Genomic DNA, 19,392 nt, shown 5'->3' on the forward strand with positions numbered 1-19,392 from the left:
GCAGGGCCTCCGCGCAGCCGGAAGGGCCGCGCTGCATGGCCCTGCTACGACGTCACCGCGTCATCCGGCAATGGCCCGTGCAGCCGGCCGGTCCTGCGTTTCGCCGTGATAGGCCGTCGCCCGCATCGAGGGACGCTCCGAGAACGCCTCGTACCAGCGTGTCAGTCGTGGCCGCCCGTTGCGGAAATCCGGGAGGTTGCGGAATTCGAGCCAGGCGAGCGCCGTGGCCAGCCCGATATGACCGATATGAGCAGGCTCGTCGAAGTTTTCGCTGCGCTCCAGCACGTCGAAGCTCTCCACGAGCTTGGCCGTCTGACCGTCCTGAAGAGGCGGGTAGCGCAGGTGTTCCGGCCGACGCAGCGTCTCCCAGCGCAAGGCGATGCCGGCATCGCAGAGCCCCTGCGCGATGGCATGCAGGCGCAGAGCCTGCCAGCGTGCCTTGCCCTCGGCCGGAATCAATCGGCGCCCGCCATGGAGCCCGTCGAGATAATCGCAGATCACCAGCGAATCGAAGATCGCCCCGGCTTCCGGCGTGATCAGCACCGGCACCTTGCCAAGCGGATTGACCGCGAAGATTTCGGGGTTGCGGTTGGTCGGGCTCGTCTCCTGATCGATGATCGCGAGCCGGTCGGCGATGCCGGCCTCATGCGCGAAGACGATGGTCTTGCGAGCGTAGGGAGAGTGGCTCTGCGAATGGAGCGCCAGGCGCTCGCTGGACGACGTGCTCACGCGACCTCCTCCGGCTTGAGCCCGACGAGCTCGGCATAACGCGCCGGGTCGGTCGCTCCCTCGGTATTGACCAGGAAGACGCGCGAGTTGCCGTCGAGCTTCAGCGCCGCACGGGTCTGCGGGTCGCGCAGGGCCGCGAGCAGCCCGGCGAGCCCGGCCGCGCCGCTTTCGCCTGCGACGATGGCGGGGTCTCCGGCGGTCGGCCGTGCCAGGCGGTTCATCGCCTCGACGGCATCGGAATCCTCGGCGGTCATGAAGGCATCGGCGGCGCGGTAGAGCACGCGCAGCGCCAGCGGCGAGGGATCGTAACATTCGAGCATCGCCATCACGGTCGGCGCGCCATGCGGAATCTTGCCGGGCTTGCCACGCTTCGCCGCCTCGAAGATGCAGGCGGCGCGCGACGGCTCGACCACCGTGAAGAACGGCCGCTCGGTGCCGAAGCTGGTCTGCATCTGCGCGGCGAGCGCGGCGGCGATGCCGCCGACGCCGGCCTGCACGAAGACATGCGTCGGCCGCTCCGGCATCTGCGCCAGCCCTTCGCGGGCAATGGCGGTATAGCCCTGCATGACCAGGCCGGGGATACGCTCATAGCCCTCCCAGGAGGTGTCGGAGACGATGGTCCAGCCGCGCTCGGTCGCGACGCGCGCCGCCTCGACCACGGAATCGTCGTAGGTGCCGTCGACGCGGACCATCTCGGCGCCGAAGCGGGCGATGGCCGCGACCCGCTCGTCGCTGACGCCGCTATGCACGAAGATCACGGCCTGGGCGCCGAGCAGTTGCGCCCCCTGCGCCACCGAGCGGCCATGGTTGCCGTCCGTCGCGCAGGCGAAGGTCATCCCGGCGGCGGCCTCGCGGACGGAGGGGTCGTTCATGTCGGCATCGCTGAGCTTACGCCCGAGCTTGTCGGACGCGGCTTCCAGCGCCAGCCGGATTACTGCATAGGCGCCGCCGAGCGCCTTGAAGCTGCCCAGCCCGAGTCGCTGGCCCTCGTCCTTGATGAAGAGCGCGCCGATGCCGAGCGCGGCGGCAAGCCCCGGCAGGCTGTGCAGCGGCGTCGGCACATGGTTCGGCCGCTGGGCCAGATGTGCCGCGATCGCATCGGCTCCGGCCGGCCCGAGCGTCTCGATATCCTCCGGGTGCAGGGCGGTGCGGTAATCCGGATGATGATTGAGCAGGAACATGGCGGCCTCGTCTGGCTGGGTTGTCCGAATGGATATTGCATCGCGGGCGAAAAAGGCGCTGGATTTGACCGCTGCGCTTGCAAGTTTCTTTCTCAGGATGAGGCATGGCCGAGCCGACCGCTCACGACCTCGACGCTTTCGACCGGGCGATCCTCGCCATCCTCCAGCAGGACAACACCACACCGCAGCGGGTGATTGGCGAGCGCGTCAACCTGTCGGCGCCGGCCGTGCAGCGCCGCATTCGCCGGATGGAGGCGACCGGTGTGATCAAGGCGAATGTCGCGGTGGTCGATCCCACCGCGCTCGGCCATCCGATCACTGTTTTCGTCGAGGTCGAATTGGTCAGCGAGACGGCGCCCGATATCGACGCGGCCAAGAGCGCCTTCCTCGCCGCGCCCGAAGTACAGCAATGCTACTACGTCACCGGCGAAGTCGATTTCATGCTGGTCGTGCTGGTGCCGAGCATGGCGGCCTATGAGGCGCTGACGCGGCGCCTGTTCTTCGCCAATCCCAACATCCGCAAGTTCCGCTCCTTCGTCGCGATGGACCGGGTCAAGACCGGGCTTGGCGTGCCGATCGCCTAGCCGCCCTGCGGCAGGGGCGGGGCCGCCATGGCCGGGCCGTCTTGTTCCGGCCGCTTCGATATGCGACCGCGGACGGACGTGACGAACGAGCCTGACGGGCCTTGCCGTGATCACCGTGAAAGCCACAGAACCGCCGGCCGGGACAGGCGATGCGCCGCAGGGCTGGCGCGCGCTCGTCCGCTCCAGCGAGATCGGCATCGTGGTTCTCGCTTGCCTGGTCGGTGTGCTGGCCGGGCTCGTCGTGCTGGCGATGTCCTTCACGACGCAGCTCCTGCATGAAATTATCTTCGGCCTCGCCCGTGGCCAGCACCTCTCGATCACGACGACGATCCCCGCCTGGCGGGCCATCGCCGGCCCGGTGCTCGGCGGCCTCGCCATCGGCTTTGCCTCCTGGCTGTTCTTCCGTCGCCGCAAGCAGCCGATCGATCCGATCGAGGCCAATGCGCTGCATGGCGGGCGCATGTCCTTCCGCGACAGCGTCTTCGTCGCGCTCCAGACCATGGGGTCCAGTGGTGCCGGCGCCTCTGTCGGACTCGAAGCCGGCTATACGCAGGCCGCGAGCGGGCTCGCCTCGCATATCGGCCGACGCCTGCGTCTGCGCCGGGCGGACATGCGCCTCATGGTCGGCTGTGCGGCCGGCGGCGCGATCGGCGCGGCCTTCGATGCGCCCCTGACCGGCGCCTTCTACGCTTTCGAACTGATCCTCGGCAGCTACTCGATCGCCGCCTTCGTGCCGGTGATGGCCGCGACCTTCATGGCGACCGTCACGCACAGCCTGCTCGCGCCCTCGCTGCTCGCGGTCGAGGTGCCGTCGATCGGCACGATCACCATGGCCAACCTGCCGCTGGTCGTCCTGCTTGGCGCCGCCTGCGGGCTCGTCGGCATCGTCGTGATGCGCGCCGCCGCCTTCGTGGAGGCCGGCTTCAGGCGCTCGCAAATTCCGACCTGGCTGCGGCCGGCCTTCGGCGGCCTCGTCGTCGGCGCGCTCGCGGTCTGGAACCCCTCGGTGTTTTCCGCTGGCCATGGCGCGATCAATCTCTATCTCAGCATGGAAGCCAGCCTGCTGCTCTTCGCGCTGGTGCTCATCGCCAAGGCTTTGGCCTCCTCGGTCTCGATTGGCTCCGGCTTCCGCGGCGGCCTGTTCTTCGCCTCGCTGCTGCTTGGCGTGCTGACCGGGCGCCTCTTCATCGGCGTGCTGACGCTCGTCTTCCCGAACCTCGCCGGACACGAGACGCTGTTTGCATTGGTGGGGATGAGCTCGCTCGCGGTCTCGATCGTCGGCGGCCCGATGACGATGACGCTGCTGGCGCTCGAGATGACCGGCGATCTCAAGCTGACGCTGGCCGTGGTCGGGGCCGCCGGCGCGGCCTCGCTCGTCACGCGCCGCCTCTTCGGCTTCTCCTTCGCGACCTGGCGCTTCCATCTGCGCGGCGAGAGCATCCGCGGCGCCCATGACGTCGGCTGGATGCGTGATCTCACGGCCGGCAGCATGATGCGCCTCGAGGTGCCGAAGATTGCCGCCGACGCCTCCATTGCCGAGGCGCGGCTGAAATACCCGCCGGGTTCGACCAGCTATCTCGTCGCGATCGGCCCCGGCGACGCCTATGCCGGCATGGTGCCGCCCGGCGCGCTCTACGAGCCGGACCCGGCTCTGGACGAGGAGGCTGCGGCCGAGCCCGCGCCGCGCACCGTGCGCCATCTCCTGCGCAACCCGAACCGGATGCTGCTCGCCGACATGTCGGTGCGTGACACGCTGAAGCTGTTCGAGGAGGCCGAAAGCGAGGCCTTGCCGGTCGTGGCGGATCGCGAGACCCGCCGCATCGTCGGCATCCTCAGCGAGGCGCACGCGATCAAGCGCTACAGCGATGAGGTCAGCCGCCGGAATCGCGAGCTGACGGGGGAGTAGTCCGAAGGCTCAGTCCGAACGCAGCGCGATGCTCGCGACGACACGCCAGTCCGCGATCGGCACGTCCTGCCCCGATGTCACGATGCCCACGCGGTCGAAGCGGATGGCGCGGCCGGCGAGGCGGGTGTTGATCTCGGCGATGGCCGCGGCCTTCGCCGCAGCCTCGACCTCCCCGTAGAGCAGCGAGACATGCGGCATGAAGCTGGCGAAGCCCTCGGGATCGAGCGCCTGCTTCAGCTTCGCCAGGGCCGGCGAGACCGCGAAACGGGCATAGAACGAGCGGAAATAGGCATCGCTCCCTTCAACGACGGAGACCGGTTCCGCAAACGCTTCGACTGCTCCGGCGGTCGCCGCGATGGCGCGTTGGAGTTCTGCAGGCGTCGTCTCGGTGTCGCCCTGCAATGTCAGATGCGGGGCGAAGAGAGGGGTGCGGAAACGGCCGGACAGATCTCCGACGATCCCGACCAGCAGCGCTTCGTCGGCAGGCGCCGGCATCAGCCAGAGAGAATGAATCCGCACTGTCATCCGCCTTTCACAAAGGTCTTGCATAGACTGCGCCCCGTGCGTAACGTTTATTTCAACTGAGCCGATTGTGGAAGAAATATTCCATTGTCAGGCGATAAGAGCAGAACTGGGGGAGTAGGCGCCTTGCAGCCGGAAACGCAAGCCAGAGCGGGGAGCGGCGCGGCCATCGGCGTGCGCGGTCTCAAGGTCGCCTATGGCGGCACCCGTGTGCTGCACGGCATCGATCTCGACTTCACGCCCGGCAGTTTCACCGCGCTTCTCGGTTCGTCCGGCTGCGGCAAGACTACGCTGCTGCGCTCGCTCTCCGGCTTCGTTCCGGTCGAGGACGGCTCGATCGTCGTCGGCGGCAAGGATGTCGCTGGCTTGCCGCCGGAAAAGCGCGGCATGGCCATGGTCTTCCAGTCCTATGCGCTCTGGCCGCATATGACCGTTCTCCAGAACATCGGCTACGGCCTCAAGCTGCGCGGCAGGTCCAAGGCCGAGATCGTCGCCAAGGTCGGCGAGATGCTGAATTTCCTCGGCCTTGCCGGCTATGAGGATCGCAAGGTCACGGCGCTCTCCGGCGGCCAGCGCCAGCGTGTCGCGCTCGGCCGGGCGCTCGCCATCGATCCCGGCATCCTGCTGCTCGATGAGCCGCTCTCCAATCTCGACGCCAAGATCCGCATGGTGATGCGTCACGAGATCCGCGCCATTCAGCAGCGGCTCGGCCTCACCGCCGTCCATGTCACCCATGACCGTGAGGAGGCCATGACCATGGCCGACCGGCTGGTCATCATGCAGGCCGGCCACATCGCCCAGGTCGGCACGCCCGAGGAGGTCTATGACCGCCCGGCCAGTGCTTTCGTCGCCAATTTCATGGGTGCCGAGAACGTGCTGCCGCTCAGCGTAAATCGCGGCGAGGGCCAGGCGTCCGTCACCTCCGGCGCAGCCCGCGCGACACTTGCCGGCGAAGCCGCCGCCGCCCTGCCGAACGGCGAGGCGCTTGCCTATTTCCGCGACGATGTCGCGAGCCTCGACGCGCATGACGCGGCGGCTGGCGACGGCGATCTCGTCGTGCCCGGCACCATCGCCGCGCGCGCCTATCCCGGTGGCATCTACCGCTACAAGGTCGAAGCCGCCGGCCGCCAGATTACGGTCGACGATGTCGCCCGTCACGAACTCGGAACGAAGGTCGGGCTGCGCATTCCGCTGCAGCGCCTCCACATCTTCCCGGCGACCGAGGCCGGGATTGCCGCCTGACAGGGAGTCAGACACATGCGCATCCTCACGCTTGCCTGCTCGCTCGCCGCGCTGATCGTGGCATCGCCGCTATCCGCGCAGACACTCAACGTCGCCTCCGCCGGCGACCAGAACATGGTCGACTACGTCAAGGATTATCTCGGGCCGATGTTCGAGAAGGCCAATCCCGGCGTGAAGGTCGTCTCGGTCGGCACCGGCCCGGGCGATTCCGGCTCGCAGAAGATCTACGAGAAGCTCGACGCCCAGAAGGGCGCGGCCACGACCGATTTCGACGTCGTCGTCATCCACCAGAAGGCCGCAGGCCAGATGGTCAAGGAAGGCCTGCTCAACAAGTACACGGGCAATGTCGAGACGGCGAAGCTCGCCACCGGCGACGCGGCGAAGAATTCTCTCGGCACCGATGTCGGGGGCTTCGTCATCCCGATGTTCCAGTCGCAGACCGCGCTCGCCTACAATGCCGACATGGTCAAGACGCCGCCGGCGACCTTCGCGGAACTCGCCGACTGGGCCAGGAAGAACCCGAAGCAGTTCGGCTATAACGGCATCAAGGGCGGCATGTCCGGTGTCTCCTTCGTCGCGGGTTGGGTCTATGCCTTCGGCGGCGACGCCGAGAAGCTGATGAAGGGCCCCTATGACGCGGCCACCAAGACGAGCTGGGACAAGGCCTTCGCCGACCTCAAGGAGTTCAACAAGAACGCCGTCATCACCCCCGGCAATGCCGGCACGCTCGACATGCTGAACCGGGGCGAGATCGCGATCGGCCCGGTCTGGGTCGACATGTTCTATTCCTGGCAGGCCGACGGCAAGCTGCCCCCGAACATGAAGCTCAAGCTCGTCTCGCCCGGCATGCCCGGCCAACCGATGTACTATGCCGTACCGGAGAAATCGGCCCAGAAGAAGCTGGCCGAGGCCTTCATCGCGCTCGCGACCTCGCCGCAGGTGCAGGCCGACGGCATCGTCAAGAAGTTCAACTGGTATCCGGGCATCGACGCCAAGAACCTCGAAGGCAAGCTCGACAAGGCCGCCTGGGACAAGCTCTTCACCGACGTCACCCCGGCCGAGCTCGCCCAGAACGGCAAGCCCTTCCCGATCGCGCCCTACTTCAACGACATCCTCGAGGGCTACGAGAAGAAGGTCGCGAACTGAGCCATTCGCTTCCGGGATGATGCGGGAATCTCCCCGTCATCCCAGACGCAGTGAAGCGGAGATCCGGGATCCATCCTGGAGCTCCGCAGTCCTTCGATGGATCCCGGATCGGCGCCGCTTCGCGGCTTGTCCGGGATGACGGCGCAGAGCTTCAGGAGCGGTCGCGCAGAATGTCCCTTTCCCAACGCAATCTCGCCCTGCTGCTGATCGCGCCCGGCCTCGCGCTCGTCGCGGCGCTGTTCCTCTATCCGCTCTGCTTCTCGCTGATCTCGGCCTTCACCGGCCCGCAAGGCGGCTTCTCGCTGCAGGCCTTCGGCAAGGCCTGGGAGCTCTACTCCGGCGACGTCGTCTTCACCGTCGTCATCGTGCTCGCTTCCTGCTTCTTCACCGGGCTTGCCGCCATCATCATCGCCGGCACGCTGACGCTCGGCGAGAACCGCTGGATCGTCGGCACGCTGAAGGCGCTCTATCGCTGGCCGCTCTTCATCCCTTTCATCGTCGCGGCGCAGTGCATGCGCACCTTCCTGGCCAAGAACGGCTTGATGAACAACAGCTTCGTCTCGCTCGGCCTGATCGAGCCGCTGCAGGCCGTGAGCTATCTGGACTGGCGCGGCATCATCGCGACCTTCGTCTGGAAGCAGACGCCCTTCGTCGCGCTGCTCTTGGCCGGCGCGCTCGCCTCACTCGACCGCGCCACGCTGGAAGCCGGCCGCAATCTCGGGGCATCGCGGATGCGCGTCCTCGTCGAGCTCGCCTTGCCGCAGGTGATGCCGCAGCTCCTCGTCGCGCTCGTCCTCTCCTTCGTGACGATGCTCTCGGTGCTCTCCGTGCCGATGATGGTCGCGGGCTCGCAGCCGACCATGCTGACCGTCGACATGGCCTTCCGCATCAACGCCTATGGCGACTACGCTACGGCCAATGCGCTCGGCGTCATCACCTATCTGATCTCGGCTGGCGCTGCGATCATCTATCTCAAGCGCGGCATGGCCAAGGAGAACACGCCATGATCCGCGTTGCCTCCGGCCTGCGCATGGTCCTTGCGGCCTTCGCGCTCGCGGCCTTCGCCTTCTTCCTGATCGGGCCGCTGGTCAACCTGGCGCTCTGGTCGGTCGCCGAGCGCTGGTACACGCCCTACAAGCTGCCGGTCGTCTACGGCACGCGCTACTGGGAGCAGGTCTTCCGCCCGACGGGCGACGCCATGGCTTCGCTCGCGACCTCGGTCTGGATTGCGGTGCTGACGGTGCTCCTCGCCCTCGCGCTCTCGATCCCCGCAGGCTACGCGCTGGCGCGGCTCAAGCTGCCGGCGCGCGCCTTCTTCATGGTGCTCTTCCTGCTGCCGCAGGCCTTCCCCTCCGTCGCGATCTACATCAACGTCGCCCGCGTCTTCTACAATATCGGCATCAACGGCACGGTCTTCGCCGTCGTCCTCGTCCATGCCGCGCATGGCCTCGTCTACTCCGTCTGGATCGCGGCAGCCGCCTTCGCCGCCGTGGACAAGGACCTGGAGCTCGCCGCGCGTAATATCGGGGCCTCGCCGCTGAAGACCTTCTTCTCGGTGACGCTGCCCTTGGCGGCGCCGGGCATCATCGCCAGCGGCATCTTCGTCTTCCTGGAATCGCTCGACGAGTTCACCGGCACCTTCTTCGTCGGCGTGCCGCAGGTCACGACCCTGCCGCTGCTGCTCTACAATGCGGCGATGGGCGGAAATTATCAGGTCGCCTCGATCACGGCGCTGATCCTGCTCGTGCCCTCGGTGCTGTTCATGCTGTTCATCGAGCGCTTCCTGCGGGCCGATGTGCTCGCCAAGGTCGGGGCCTGAGGCGAGGGCGGGCTTGCGCGCCCTCGGGCGATCCGCAACTCTGCCGCTCCCTCCTGCCTTGCGGACCTGTGATGACGAACGCTGCTGAACCCTCCCGGTCCGGGACGAAACCGGGTCCCGTTCCGCGCGGGCGTCCTTTCGCGGGCCTCACCCCCAGCCTGATCGGCTTCGGCGGCGCGCCGCTCGGCGATCTCTATGGTCACCTTGACGAGGTCACGGCGCAGGACACGGTCCGCACCGCGCTCGCGGCCGGTATCAATCTCGTCGACACCTCGCCGCTCTACGGACACGGCCTATCCGAACACCGCATCGGGGCCGCGCTGCGCAGCGTGCCGCGTGAAAGCGTCATCGTCTCGACCAAGGTCGGTCGCTGGATGCAGGCCGGCAAGTCGAAGCGCGACGGCTCGGGCTATGCCGGCGGCCTGCCGCATCCGGCGGTGATCGACTATTCCTATGACGGCGCGATGCGCTCCTTCGAGCAGTCGCTGCTCCGGCTCGGCACCGATCATATCGATATCCTGCTGATCCACGACGTCGATGTCTGGACCCATGGCGACCGGATGGAGCAGCGCTTCACCGAAGCCATGGACGGTGCCTATCGCGCACTGGAGAAGCTGCGCGCATCCGGCGCGGTCAAGGCGATCGGCGTCGGCGTCAACGAAGCCGAGATGTGCGTGCGCTTCGCCCGCGCAGGGGATTTCGACGTGATGATGCTGGCCGGCCGCTATTCGCTGCTGGAGCAAGGCGCGCTAACGGAATTCCTGCCGCTGGCACTGGAGAAGAAGATCGCGGTGATGCTCGCCGGCGTCTTCAATTCCGGCATCCTCGCGACGGGTGCCAGGCCCGGCGCCTTCTACAACTACAAGCCGGCGCCGCCCAAGGTGCTGGCGCGTGTCGCCCGGATCGAGGCGGTCTGCGCCAGCCATGGCGTCGCCCTGCCGCAAGCCGCGCTCGCCTTCTGTGCAGCTCATCCGGCTGTGGCGGCGATCGTGCTCGGCGCGGTGACGCCGCAGGAGGTCGCGCGCAATCTCGACCTCGTCGCGCGGCCGGTGCCGGCCGCGCTCTGGCGTGATCTGAAGGCTGAAGGCCTGCTCGCGGCCGAAGCGCCTGTCCCCGAAGCCTGAGCCTACTTCGTCGCCGCGCCGGTCGAGCCGAGATAGTCGACCGCGCAGGCGACATGCAGCTTCATCACCGCGATCGCCTCGTCGATGGTGACATGCTCCTCGTCGGTGCCCATGCTGATCGGCGATGGCCCGCAGATCAGGGCGGGGACGCCGCGCCAGCGCCAGTAGCGCGTATCGGTGCCGCCGAGGCTCGACACCGGCGGCGCGTCATGGCCGAGCAACTCGCGGATATTGCCGCGCAGGATATTGGCCATCTCGCTGAACGGATCGGTCAGACTCGCCGGATAGCTGTGGTCCTCGTTCACGACCATCTCGCAATCGGCCTCACGGGCGAGCGCTTCGAGATCGGCACGGATCGCGTCGCGGTCGGAGCCGATCGGGATGCGCATGTCCAGATGGGCGATGCAATGCGTCGGGATCTGCGTCGCCTTCTGGCCGCCCTGCAGGATGCCGATATTGACGGTGATGCGCCTTGCGACATCGCCCGCGCCCTTGCCCAGATTGAGATCGGCCGCCGCGGTCGTCTCGGCCGAGGTCAGCACCGCGTCGATCTCGGGCGGCAGTTCCGCGAGCTTGAGATGATAGCGGTCATAGATCGCGGTCACGAGCCGGCTCACATCCGCGATCGGGTTGCGCGCGCGGTGGGCATAGCCGCCATGGCCGCCGATGCTCTTCGCCGAAAGCGAGAAGCGCAGCGTGCCCTTCTCGGTGAAGCGCAGGTTGGCGAGGCCGCTGGGTTCGCCATTGAGGCAGCAATCAGCCTCCATCTCGTCGCCGAATTCGTCGAACAGGTACTTCGTGCCGTAGCGCCCGCCAGACTGCTCGTCCGACACCACGGTCAGCGACAGCGCGCCGTTGAGCTTTTCGCGATGCGGATAGAGCTGGCAGAAGGCCAGGATCGAGGCGAGCGTCCCGGTCTTCATGTCGGAGGCGCCGCGGCCCATGATCTTGCCGTCGACGATATCGGCGTCCCAGAGCTTCTCGTTGGTGACCGGGAAGATATCCATATGACCGTTGAGCATGAGATGGCGGCCGGGCTGGCCCGCCTCCCAGCGGCTGATGATGTTCGGCATCTCCGGCACAAAGGCCTCGGTGCGATGCGAGACGCCGGCCGCGTCGAGCAACTCGCGCACGAAGGCGGCAGCCTCGCGCGTATCGCCCGGCGGGTTGACGCTCCTGATACGTAGAAAGCGTCTGAGCAATGCGACGATCTCGTCGCGGCGTGCATCGATCGCCTGAAGCAGTTCGGCTTTCAGGGCAGCTTTATCCGTGGGCATGGTCGGTCTTCTGGGTCGGCGTTTCGAAGGACGATGAAAGGCGCTCAGGTCCGGGAGCGGAACGACATCGCGTGGGTGAGTTCGGTTTTCTCCAGCCGGGCGGCGACGCAATAGGCGGGGTTGAAGACATTGGCGATGTCGTAGCGCACCGCCTGTCCGAGCAGATGGCTCGCCTCGATCGGGTCGACGCCCAGGGCATCGCCGACCCAGCGCAGCAGTTCCGTCGTGGCGAATTGCAGGGGCTGGTCGAGCGGACGCCCGCTCGCGATCACCAGGAGGTCGGTTTCGGTCTCGCAGCGCGGCCAGCGCAGGTTCTGCTTCTTGACGAGCTTCACGGAGAATTCGACCTCGAACGAGGTCTCGACGCCGGTGCCGGCGATTTCGCCATCGCCCTGGCAGGCATGGCCGTCGCCGAGGAAGAACAGCGCGCCGTCGACGAAGACCGGGAAGGCGATGGTCGCGCCCGGCCCGAAAAGCCGGTAATCCATGTTGCCGCCATTGGCGCCGCTGGTCGCGGTCGAGATCGCCTGGCCGCGCTCAGGCGCGACGCCGAAGCAGCCCATCATCGGCGCGAGCGGGAAGCTCCAGTCCTTGATGCGGGCGGAGGGTTCCAGCAGCTTCACCGTGCCGGCCTGCGCATCAACAGCCCATTCGTAGCGCTCGCGCTTCGGCAGTTCGTGCAGCATTGCGGGGTCGAGCACGCCGGGCGCCAAGGGCGAATAGGTCCAGCCGGTCTTCCGGTTCGGCGTCATCCGCTCGATCGTGACGAGCAGCGCGTCGCCCGGCTCCGCGCCGGTGACGAAGAACGGACCGGTCATCGGGTTGCCGCGAGGGGCGTGCTGCTCACCATCGCCGCCGAAGCCTGCCGCATCGAGCGTGGTGGTGACGACGCTGTCGCCGCTGGCGATCTCCAGCACCGGCGGCAAGGTGGCGAGCACGTTCGAGTAGCTTGTCGGAACGAAGTGATGGCGCGCCATGGAAGCCTTCCTGAGCCGGGTCCGCGTCTGTCCTGCGGTGACCGTAGGAGCAAGCTCTCGGCTTGAGAAGCGTTCACGGACGAACAGGTGCCTTGCGTGGCGGTCGGCAGGTGCCGTCGCCAAGGCGCGTGCGTCTACATCGGGCCGGCCTCAGATGCGCTCGAAGTCGTAGTACTTCACGTACCAGGTGCTGGCGCAGAAGATGTCTTCCATGATCTTCGCCTTCAGCGCGGCGGCGTCGCGGTTGCGGGCGGCTTCGATGATCGCCTCGTGCTCGGCGAGGCCGGTGTGATGCAGCGACATGCCGTCCACCGTTCCGGTCAGGCTGGCATTGAGGATCGGACCCGCGCGCAGCCAGAGCGTCTTGATGAGCCGCGACAGAATCGGTGACTGGGCCCGGTCATAGATCGTGAAATGGAACTCCCGGTTCCAGGGCAGGATCTTCTCGGTGTCGCGGGCCATGACGGCTTCGGCCATCCCCGCGTTGGTATGGACGAGATAGTCGATATCGGCATCGGTCAGGTTGGCCGCGGCCTCCTCGGCGGCCATGCCTTCGAGGTTCATGCGGATCGCCGTGAGCTGCCGATAATCCTCGCGGCTCGTCTTCGGAATCCGCGCCGAGCGATTATGCAGCATCTCGATGGCGCCTTCGGCGGCGAGATTCTGCATGGCTTCGCGCACCGGCACCAGGCTGGTCTGGCTGACCTCCGCGATAGCGCTGATCTTCAGCACGTCTCCCGGCGCGTATTCGCCCCGCATGATCGCTTCGCAGAGCTGGTTATAGACCTGCTCGCGCAAGCTCACGGCGACGATCGGAGTCTTCAACGGCATCTGGATCCAACCTTCTTTTCAATTTTCATATATGATCGATGATCGATTGACAACGTGCCGAGCACCCCTATAGTCGCGATCCAAGAAAAGACGTCGAGGAACGCAATCACGAGGGGAGCACGATGTTCAGTCTGCGCAAGGTGGCGCTGGCCACAGGTTTTGCCTTGTCCATGGCAGGGGCGGCTTTCGCCCAGCAAGATCTCGTCCGTATCGGTGCAATCGCACCGCTATCGGGACCCGCTGCAAATCTTGGCATTTCGATGAAGCAGGCTTTCGAGATCGTCGCAAAGGAAGCCAATGCTGCCGGCGGCGTCGAGATCGACGGAAAGAAGCGCAATATCTCCTTCCTGTTCGAGGACAGCCAGGGCAAGCCGGAGCTCGGGCTCGCGGCAGCCCAGAAGCTGCTGACGCGCGACAATGTCGATGCGCTCTTCCACAGCCTCGTCGCCTCTTCGGTCGCTCTGGCCGTGATGGAGCTGGCACCGAGCTTCCCCGACAAGCTCTTTCTGAGCGGGCAGAACGTCTCGATCCAGATCGCACGGAAGATCGCTGCCGAGCCCAAGAAATACGCCAATGTCTGGAAGCCCGGCTGGAATTCGGATGCCTATGCCGCGACCGTCGCGGGCCTGCTCGCCTCGCTCGAAAAGGACGCCAAAGTCAATCTCGGCGGCAAGACCGTCGCCTTCATCGTCGAGGATACCGATTACGGCGCCTCGAACCAGGACGACATCCTGAAGCTGCTGACGGCGGCCGGCTGGAAGAGCGGCGGCACCGAGGTCGTGCCCGTCGGCAATTCGGATTTCTATCCGCAGCTCGCGAAGCTCTCCGCCAGCAAGCCCGATGTCGTGGTTTCCGTGTTCACGGCTGCCAATTCCGGCATCGCGCTGGTCAAGCAACTGAAGGAGCGCGGGCTGAAATCCCTGCATATCGCCGTGCCCTACGGCAATTATACCGAATTCATGGCCGGGTCCGGCAACGAGAAGAACGGCCTCCTGTCCGTGCCGCTGATCTACGACCCCGCCAACAACCCGTCACACCGGGCTTTTGCCGAACGGTTGCAGACCGAGCTCAACGTCAAGATCAGCCAGGACCATGCGCTGGGCTATTGCATCGGCAACGTCATGATCGACGCCATGAAGCGGGCCAAGACGCTCGATTTCGACAAGCTCAACGCGGCGATGGCGGCGACCGACTACAAATGCATGCTCGGCCGCTGGGTCTTCGATCCCAAGACCCATTCGCCGATGATGGGCTCCGAGTATCTCGCCCTTCCGGCCAGCCAGATCCAGGGCGGCGAACACCGCGCCATCTGGCCGGCGGCGGCTGCTACGGCGGCTTACCAGCCGCAATAGGCCCGACAGAGGCATCACCGCAGTGACAAGCCGCGCGGTTCTCCGCGCGGCACGGACCCCGCACGTGAAACAGGTGAGCTCAAGCGATGACGACCATCCTGCGCGTCGCCAACCTGACCAAGAGATTCGGTGGGTTGGTCGCCGTCAGCGACGCGAGTTTCGAGGTGTCCGCAGGCGAGATCCTGGGCCTGCTCGGCCCCAACGGCGCCGGCAAGACCACCCTGTTCAATACCGTCGCCGGGCTCTACCAGCCGACCGCCGGCCGCATCGAGTTCCTCGGGCGGGACATCAGCCGCAGCAAGCCACATCGCCGCGCCGCGCTCGGCCTGGCCCGGACCTTCCAGATCACGCAGCCTTTCGCCGAGCTGACCGTCGAGGAGAACGTCATGGTCGGCACGCTCGCCCGCTGCAACCGGATCGCCACGGCGCGCGAACTGGCGCAGCAGTACATCGGCTTCGTCGGACTGGAAGCCAAGCGCACGACGCTGGGCAAGCAGTTGAGCACCGGGCAGCGCAAGCGCCTGGAACTCGCCCGCGCGCTGGCCACCCAGCCCAAGCTGCTCCTGATGGACGAGGTCACCGGCGGTGTCGATCAGAGCGCGATCCCCGGCCTCGTCGAGCTTGTCGTGCGGCTGAAGCGCGAGGGCATGACGATCGTCATCATCGAGCACAACATGCGCGTGATCTCGCAGCTCGCTGACCGGCTGATGTTCCTCGACAACGGCAGGACGATCGTGACCGGTGCGCCGGCGGAGGTCGTCGGCCATCCTACGGTGCAGTCGCTCTATCTGGGGCGCAAGCATGCTTAAGGTCGAGAACCTCAACGTCCATTACGGCAGCACCCAGATCCTCTGGAACGTCTCGCTGCAGGTTGCGCCGGGCGAGATCGCCGCGATCATGGGTCCGAACGGGTCGGGCAAGAGCACGATTCTGAAGGCGATCATCGGCCTGGTGAAGGCGAGTTCCGGCGCGGTGACCCTCGATGGCGAGACGCTGCTCGGCGTGCCCACGCACGAAATGCTCGCCCGCCGCGTCGGCCTGATCATGGAGCGGCGCTGCCTTTTCCCGGCGATGAGCGTGATGGAGAACGTGCGCATGGGCGCCTTCCATCCCGTGGCGGCCGCCCAGTTCGACGCGAATCTCGCCTGGGTCCGGCAGCTCTTCCCGCTGATCGACGAGAAGGCGAACGCGGCGGCCGGTCAGCTCTCCGGCGGCCAGCAGCAGATGGTGGCCATCGCGCGCGGGCTGATGGGCGCGCCGCGCTACCTGATGATGGACGAGCCCTTCCTCGGCCTCTCGCCGAAGATCGTCGACCAGATCGCCGATGTGATGAGCGCCGTGAGGGATCGCGGAATCGCTGTGATCTTCAACGAGCAGAACGCACATCTGTCCTTCTCGCTGGCCGACCGGGGCTACCTGCTCGAAAGCGGCCGCATCGTCATCGAAGGCTCGGGGCTGGGCATGCTCGAGAACGAGACCATCCGGCAGGTCTATCTGGGGATGGAGACGGCGGGGCAGGCTGGAGATGGCCATGTCGTCTGAACTGTTCGTCACCCAGATCCTGAACGGCCTCGTCTCCGGCTCGATGTACGCCCTGATCGGCGCCGGCGTCGCGCTGATCTACGGCACGCAGCGCATCCTGAATTTCGCGCAGGGCGAGTTCTTCATGCTCGCGGCCTTCGGGCTCTTCGTCTTCTCGACGCAGTTTGGCCTGCCGCTGGTGGTGGCCGCCATCTGCGCGGTCGTACTCGTCACGGCTTTCTCGGCGCTGGTCTACCGCGCTGCGATCCAGCCGCTGATGAACCGCGAGGGCTGGGAGTTCTCGACCATCGCGGTGACGCTCGGCATCTCCGTCCTGCTGCAGAACATCGCCTTCCTGCTCTGGGGCGAGAAATACCAGACGGTTCCGTATTACCTCGACGGCAGCATCGGCTTTGCCGGCATCACCATGCCATTGCAGCGCGTGCTGGTCTTCCTGACCTGCGTCAGCGTCATCGTCTCGATGACGCTCTTCCTGAAATACTCCCGCACCGGCTGGGCGATCCGGGCGACGGCCCAGCAGCCGGACGCGGCCGCGGTCGTCGGCGTCCCGGTCCAGCGCATCCGCATGCTGACCTTCGCCATCGGCTGCGGGCTGGCCGCGATCGCCGCAGTCGTGCTCGCACCGATCTTCGCGGTCAATCCCTGGATCGGCGTGCCGCATCTGCTCAAGGGTTTCGTGGTGGTCATCATGGGCGGCATCGGCAGCTTTCCGGGCGCCATCCTCGCCGGCTTCGTGCTGGGGATCGTCGAGGCCATCGGCATCACGCTGACCTCGTCGGAATGGCGCGACGTGATCGCCTTCGCGACCGTGATCCTGGTGATCTGGCTGCGGCCGTCCGGCCTTCTGGGCAAGAGTTAGGAGCGGCCCGATGCGTGTCCCGAACTGGCCCGTCTTCCTGAGCGCGATGCTGGCGATCGCCCTGCTGCCGCTCGTCTTCCGCAATGGCTATGCGCTGCACGTCATGATCCTCGCGCTGATCTATGCGATCTTCGCGCAGGCCTGGAATCTCGTCACCGGCTTCGGCGGCATGAAGACCTTCGGCCACCACGCCTTCTTCGGCATGGGCGCCTATGGCTCCGCGCTGCTCTCCATCCATGCCGGGCTCAGCCCCTGGATCACAATCTGGATCGCCGCGCTCCTGACCAGCGTCGCCGGCGTGCTGATCGCCCTGCCGGTGCTCCGGATCAGGTCGGTGCCGCATATCGCGATCATCACGCTGGCCTTCGCCGAGATCGTCCGGATCATCGTCTCGAACCTGCGCGGCATCACACGCGGCGAACTCGGCCTGATCGGCATTCCCGGCTTCGATCCGCTGAACCTGCCGGTGATCGGCCTCGTCAGGTTCACGCCGGCCTACAAGCTCGGCTATTTCTACCTCGCCTGGCTGGTCTTCTTCGTGGTGACGGCGGGCATACTTCTCGCCCGCAACTCGGCCCATGGCATGCGCGTGATCGCGATGCGCGACGGCCAGGACGCGGCCGAGAGCCTGGGCGTCAACATCGCCGCCTACAAGATCGCCCTGTTCTTCATCAGCGCCTTCATCGTCGGCCTGATCGGCGCGTTCTATGCCCATTACATCATCGTGCTGACGCCCTCCTCGGTACTCGGCGTCGACATCATGGTGCTGGTCATCGCGATGGCACTCGTCGGCGGCATCGGCACGGTTGCCGGGCCGATCGTCGGCGCGGTCCTTCTTGTCGTCTCGGTCGAGCTGATGCGCGACCTCGGGCAGTACCGGATGCTGGTCTATGGCGGCCTGATCGTGCTGTCCGTCCTCTATTTCCCCAATGGCCTGGCTTCGCTGGCGGACCGTGTCCGGCAATGGCGCCGCGCCCCCGATCCCATCCTTCAACAGCAGGACAACCGGTCATGAACGCGGATATACGGACGGCCATTCTCGCTGCGGTCGACGCGGGTTTCGACGAACAGGTCAAGGTCACGCAGCGCCTCGTCGCCGCGCCCTCCTTCTGCTGCCGCGAGGCGCCGGCCCAGGAGGTCATGGCGGCCGAGCTCGGTGCCCGCGGCTACGATGTCGACAGTTGGACCTTTGCCGCCGCCGAGCTTGAGAACATGCCGGGCTATGGCCCCGCCGTGCTCGACTACGACCAGACCTTCAACGTCGTCGGCACACTGAACGCCGATAGCAGCCGCGGCCGGTCGCTGATCCTCAACGGGCATGTCGACGTCGTCCCGACCGGCGATCCCGAGGACTGGACCACCCCGCCCTTCGAGCCGCGCATCGCGAACGGCAAGCTCTATGGCCGCGGCAGCGGCGACATGAAGGCCGGCCTGCTGGCCGGCTTGTTCGGGGTCGAGGCCATCCGCAAGGCCGGCTTCGATCCGCTCGGGCGCATCCATGTCCAGTCCGTGGTCGACGAGGAATCCTCCGGCAACGGCACGCTAGCCTGCGTCGCCAGAGGCTACACCGCCGATGCAGCCCTCGTGCTGGAGCCGACCGCGGAGGACCTGATCACCACGCAGATCGGCATCGTCTGGTTTCATGTCCGCCTGCGCGGTACGCCGGCGCACGCCTCCGGCTTCCAGGGCCGGACGCCGAACGTCATCGAAAAGGCTTTCATCCTGATGGAAGCGCTGCGGAAGGTCGAAGACCGCTGCAACGCTCCGGAGAACCGGCATCCGGCCTATGCCGACCATCCCCATCCGATCCGGCTGAATATCGGCCAGATCGAGGGCGGCAACTGGCCGTCGAGTGCGCCGGGCTTCTGCACCTTCTCGGGCCGGCTCGCCGCCTATCCAGATCAGGATCCCGCCGAGGTGATGGCGGCGCTGACCGAAGCCATCGAGGCCGCGACGGCCGCTGACCCGTTTCTCAAGGCCAATCCCCCGCAGATCAGCTTCCGCGGCAACCGCTTCCCCGGCTTCCTGGCGCGGGGAATCGAGGTCGTGCGACCGGCGCTGGAGAACGCCCATCAGCAGGCCTTCGGCCGGCCGCTGCGCGAGACCGTCATCGCCTTCGGCTCCGATGCCCGCGTGCTCGGCCTGAATGCCGGCATCCCCTCGCTGGTCTACGGGCCGACCTCGGAAAACCTGCATGGCATCGACGAATGCGTCGATCTGGAAAGCCTGCGCCGGGTCACGAAGACCGTCGCGCTCTTCGTCGCCGACTGGTGCGGCATCGAACCGCGAAAGGGCCGCTGA

19 protein-coding genes are annotated in these 19,392 nt (G+C 66.4%); 13 read left to right on the top strand and 6 right to left on the bottom strand.

Annotation, left to right across the window (positions count from 1 at the left end):
• Positions 1-60: 60 nt before the first annotated feature.
• On the bottom strand, positions 61-705 hold the full coding sequence (locus Q9235_RS13455) for a glutathione S-transferase family protein (protein WP_306228254.1): 645 nt from the start codon (positions 703-705) through the stop codon (positions 61-63).
• Between the two features lie 20 nt (positions 706-725).
• Positions 726-1,910 carry a diaminopropionate ammonia-lyase gene (locus Q9235_RS13460; protein ID WP_306222291.1) on the bottom strand — a complete coding sequence of 395 codons (1,185 nt, stop codon included), beginning with the start codon at positions 1,908-1,910 and terminating at the stop codon, positions 726-728.
• A gap of 104 nt (positions 1,911-2,014) precedes the next feature.
• Between Q9235_RS13460 and Q9235_RS13465 the strand changes: the two genes are divergently transcribed.
• Positions 2,015-2,494, top strand: a complete 480-nt coding sequence (locus Q9235_RS13465) for an Lrp/AsnC family transcriptional regulator (RefSeq protein WP_306222292.1) — start codon at positions 2,015-2,017, stop codon at positions 2,492-2,494.
• A 106-nt stretch (positions 2,495-2,600) separates the two neighbouring features.
• Positions 2,601-4,400, top strand: coding sequence for a chloride channel protein (locus Q9235_RS13470; protein ID WP_306222293.1), 1,800 nt, complete (start codon positions 2,601-2,603; stop codon positions 4,398-4,400).
• A gap of 9 nt (positions 4,401-4,409) precedes the next feature.
• Here Q9235_RS13470 and Q9235_RS13475 read toward each other — a convergent pair whose 3' ends face one another.
• Positions 4,410-4,925: a 2'-5' RNA ligase family protein gene (locus Q9235_RS13475; RefSeq protein ID WP_306222294.1), complete on the bottom strand. Its 516-nt coding sequence runs from the start codon at positions 4,923-4,925 to the stop codon at positions 4,410-4,412.
• A 123-nt stretch (positions 4,926-5,048) separates the two neighbouring features.
• Here Q9235_RS13475 and Q9235_RS13480 point away from each other — a divergent pair, with 123 nt between their 5' ends.
• From Q9235_RS13480 to Q9235_RS13500, 5 genes are all read left to right on the top strand, one after another.
• The gene (locus Q9235_RS13480; RefSeq protein ID WP_306222295.1) at positions 5,049-6,164 is read left to right on the top strand and encodes an ABC transporter ATP-binding protein; all 1,116 of its coding nucleotides are present in this window, start codon (positions 5,049-5,051) and stop codon (positions 6,162-6,164) included.
• 15 nt (positions 6,165-6,179) lie between these two features.
• A complete protein-coding gene (locus tag Q9235_RS13485) occupies positions 6,180-7,310 on the top strand; it encodes an ABC transporter substrate-binding protein (protein WP_306222296.1) in 1,131 nt (376 codons plus the stop codon).
• Positions 7,311-7,480: 170 nt separating this feature from the next.
• Positions 7,481-8,317: an ABC transporter permease gene (locus Q9235_RS13490; protein WP_306222297.1), complete on the top strand. Its 837-nt coding sequence runs from the start codon at positions 7,481-7,483 to the stop codon at positions 8,315-8,317.
• Positions 8,314-9,129 (top strand): ABC transporter permease, encoded by an 816-nt coding sequence (locus Q9235_RS13495; RefSeq protein ID WP_306222298.1) that lies wholly within the window; start codon positions 8,314-8,316, stop codon positions 9,127-9,129. The genes Q9235_RS13490 and Q9235_RS13495 overlap by 4 nt, the downstream gene beginning before the upstream one ends.
• A 71-nt stretch (positions 9,130-9,200) precedes the next feature.
• Positions 9,201-10,253: an aldo/keto reductase gene (locus Q9235_RS13500; RefSeq protein WP_306222299.1), complete on the top strand. Its 1,053-nt coding sequence runs from the start codon at positions 9,201-9,203 to the stop codon at positions 10,251-10,253.
• A 2-nt stretch (positions 10,254-10,255) separates the two neighbouring features.
• Here the strand turns inward: Q9235_RS13500 and Q9235_RS13505 are convergent, their stop codons facing one another.
• The 3 genes from Q9235_RS13505 to Q9235_RS13515 form a co-directional block, all read right to left on the bottom strand.
• Positions 10,256-11,530, bottom strand: coding sequence for a M20/M25/M40 family metallo-hydrolase (locus tag Q9235_RS13505; RefSeq protein ID WP_306222300.1), 1,275 nt, complete (start codon positions 11,528-11,530; stop codon positions 10,256-10,258).
• 44 nt (positions 11,531-11,574) lie between these two features.
• Complete coding sequence (locus Q9235_RS13510; protein ID WP_306222301.1) at positions 11,575-12,507, bottom strand: acetamidase/formamidase family protein; 933 nt, start codon at positions 12,505-12,507, stop codon at positions 11,575-11,577.
• A gap of 150 nt (positions 12,508-12,657) precedes the next feature.
• Positions 12,658-13,338: a GntR family transcriptional regulator gene (locus Q9235_RS13515; RefSeq protein ID WP_306222302.1), complete on the bottom strand. Its 681-nt coding sequence runs from the start codon at positions 13,336-13,338 to the stop codon at positions 12,658-12,660.
• A 260-nt stretch (positions 13,339-13,598) separates the two neighbouring features.
• Between Q9235_RS13515 and Q9235_RS13520 the strand changes: the two genes are divergently transcribed.
• The 6 genes from Q9235_RS13520 (at position 13,599) to Q9235_RS13545 (ending at position 19,392) form a co-directional block, all read left to right on the top strand.
• Complete coding sequence (locus tag Q9235_RS13520) at positions 13,599-14,690, top strand: ABC transporter substrate-binding protein (RefSeq protein WP_422678188.1); 1,092 nt, start codon at positions 13,599-13,601, stop codon at positions 14,688-14,690.
• Between the two features lie 86 nt (positions 14,691-14,776).
• Entirely contained in the window at positions 14,777-15,499 is a 723-nt protein-coding gene (locus Q9235_RS13525; protein WP_306222303.1) for an ABC transporter ATP-binding protein, read from the top strand.
• Positions 15,492-16,232, top strand: a complete 741-nt coding sequence (locus tag Q9235_RS13530; RefSeq protein WP_306222304.1) for an ABC transporter ATP-binding protein — start codon at positions 15,492-15,494, stop codon at positions 16,230-16,232. Before Q9235_RS13525 ends, Q9235_RS13530 begins: the two co-directional genes overlap by 8 nt.
• A complete protein-coding gene (locus tag Q9235_RS13535; protein ID WP_306222305.1) occupies positions 16,222-17,091 on the top strand; it encodes a branched-chain amino acid ABC transporter permease in 870 nt (289 codons plus the stop codon). Before Q9235_RS13530 ends, Q9235_RS13535 begins: the two co-directional genes overlap by 11 nt.
• 10 nt (positions 17,092-17,101) lie before the next feature.
• Positions 17,102-18,106 (top strand): branched-chain amino acid ABC transporter permease, encoded by a 1,005-nt coding sequence (locus Q9235_RS13540; RefSeq protein WP_306222306.1) that lies wholly within the window; start codon positions 17,102-17,104, stop codon positions 18,104-18,106.
• Positions 18,103-19,392 carry an ArgE/DapE family deacylase gene (locus Q9235_RS13545; protein ID WP_306222307.1) on the top strand — a complete coding sequence of 430 codons (1,290 nt, stop codon included), beginning with the start codon at positions 18,103-18,105 and terminating at the stop codon, positions 19,390-19,392. Before Q9235_RS13540 ends, Q9235_RS13545 begins: the two co-directional genes overlap by 4 nt.

This window comes from Bosea beijingensis, from assembly GCF_030758975.1.
Classification (GTDB): domain Bacteria; phylum Pseudomonadota; class Alphaproteobacteria; order Rhizobiales; family Beijerinckiaceae; genus Allobosea; species Allobosea beijingensis.

Excerpts from the sequence above, each read along its gene's own strand:
- Q9235_RS13535 (WP_306222305.1), top strand. The coding sequence starts at position 16,222 with ATGTCGTCTGAACTGTTCGTCACCCAGATCCTGAACGGCCTCGTCTCC.
- Q9235_RS13515 (WP_306222302.1), bottom strand. The coding sequence starts at position 13,338 with ATGCCGTTGAAGACTCCGATCGTCGCCGTGAGCTTGCGCGAGCAGGTC.
- Q9235_RS13530 (WP_306222304.1), top strand. The coding sequence starts at position 15,492 with ATGCTTAAGGTCGAGAACCTCAACGTCCATTACGGCAGCACCCAGATC.
- Q9235_RS13545 (WP_306222307.1), top strand. The coding sequence starts at position 18,103 with ATGAACGCGGATATACGGACGGCCATTCTCGCTGCGGTCGACGCGGGT.
- Q9235_RS13475 (WP_306222294.1), bottom strand. The coding sequence starts at position 4,925 with ATGACAGTGCGGATTCATTCTCTCTGGCTGATGCCGGCGCCTGCCGAC.
- Q9235_RS13485 (WP_306222296.1), top strand. The coding sequence starts at position 6,180 with ATGCGCATCCTCACGCTTGCCTGCTCGCTCGCCGCGCTGATCGTGGCA.
- Q9235_RS13465 (WP_306222292.1), top strand. The coding sequence starts at position 2,015 with ATGGCCGAGCCGACCGCTCACGACCTCGACGCTTTCGACCGGGCGATC.
- Q9235_RS13510 (WP_306222301.1), bottom strand. The coding sequence starts at position 12,507 with ATGGCGCGCCATCACTTCGTTCCGACAAGCTACTCGAACGTGCTCGCC.
- Q9235_RS13540 (WP_306222306.1), top strand. The coding sequence starts at position 17,102 with ATGCGTGTCCCGAACTGGCCCGTCTTCCTGAGCGCGATGCTGGCGATC.
- Q9235_RS13490 (WP_306222297.1), top strand. The coding sequence starts at position 7,481 with ATGTCCCTTTCCCAACGCAATCTCGCCCTGCTGCTGATCGCGCCCGGC.
- Q9235_RS13495 (WP_306222298.1), top strand. The coding sequence starts at position 8,314 with ATGATCCGCGTTGCCTCCGGCCTGCGCATGGTCCTTGCGGCCTTCGCG.
- Q9235_RS13505 (WP_306222300.1), bottom strand. The coding sequence starts at position 11,530 with ATGCCCACGGATAAAGCTGCCCTGAAAGCCGAACTGCTTCAGGCGATC.
- Q9235_RS13460 (WP_306222291.1), bottom strand. The coding sequence starts at position 1,910 with ATGTTCCTGCTCAATCATCATCCGGATTACCGCACCGCCCTGCACCCG.
- Q9235_RS13525 (WP_306222303.1), top strand. The coding sequence starts at position 14,777 with ATGACGACCATCCTGCGCGTCGCCAACCTGACCAAGAGATTCGGTGGG.
- Q9235_RS13500 (WP_306222299.1), top strand. The coding sequence starts at position 9,201 with ATGACGAACGCTGCTGAACCCTCCCGGTCCGGGACGAAACCGGGTCCC.
- Q9235_RS13520 (WP_422678188.1), top strand. The coding sequence starts at position 13,599 with ATGAAGCAGGCTTTCGAGATCGTCGCAAAGGAAGCCAATGCTGCCGGC.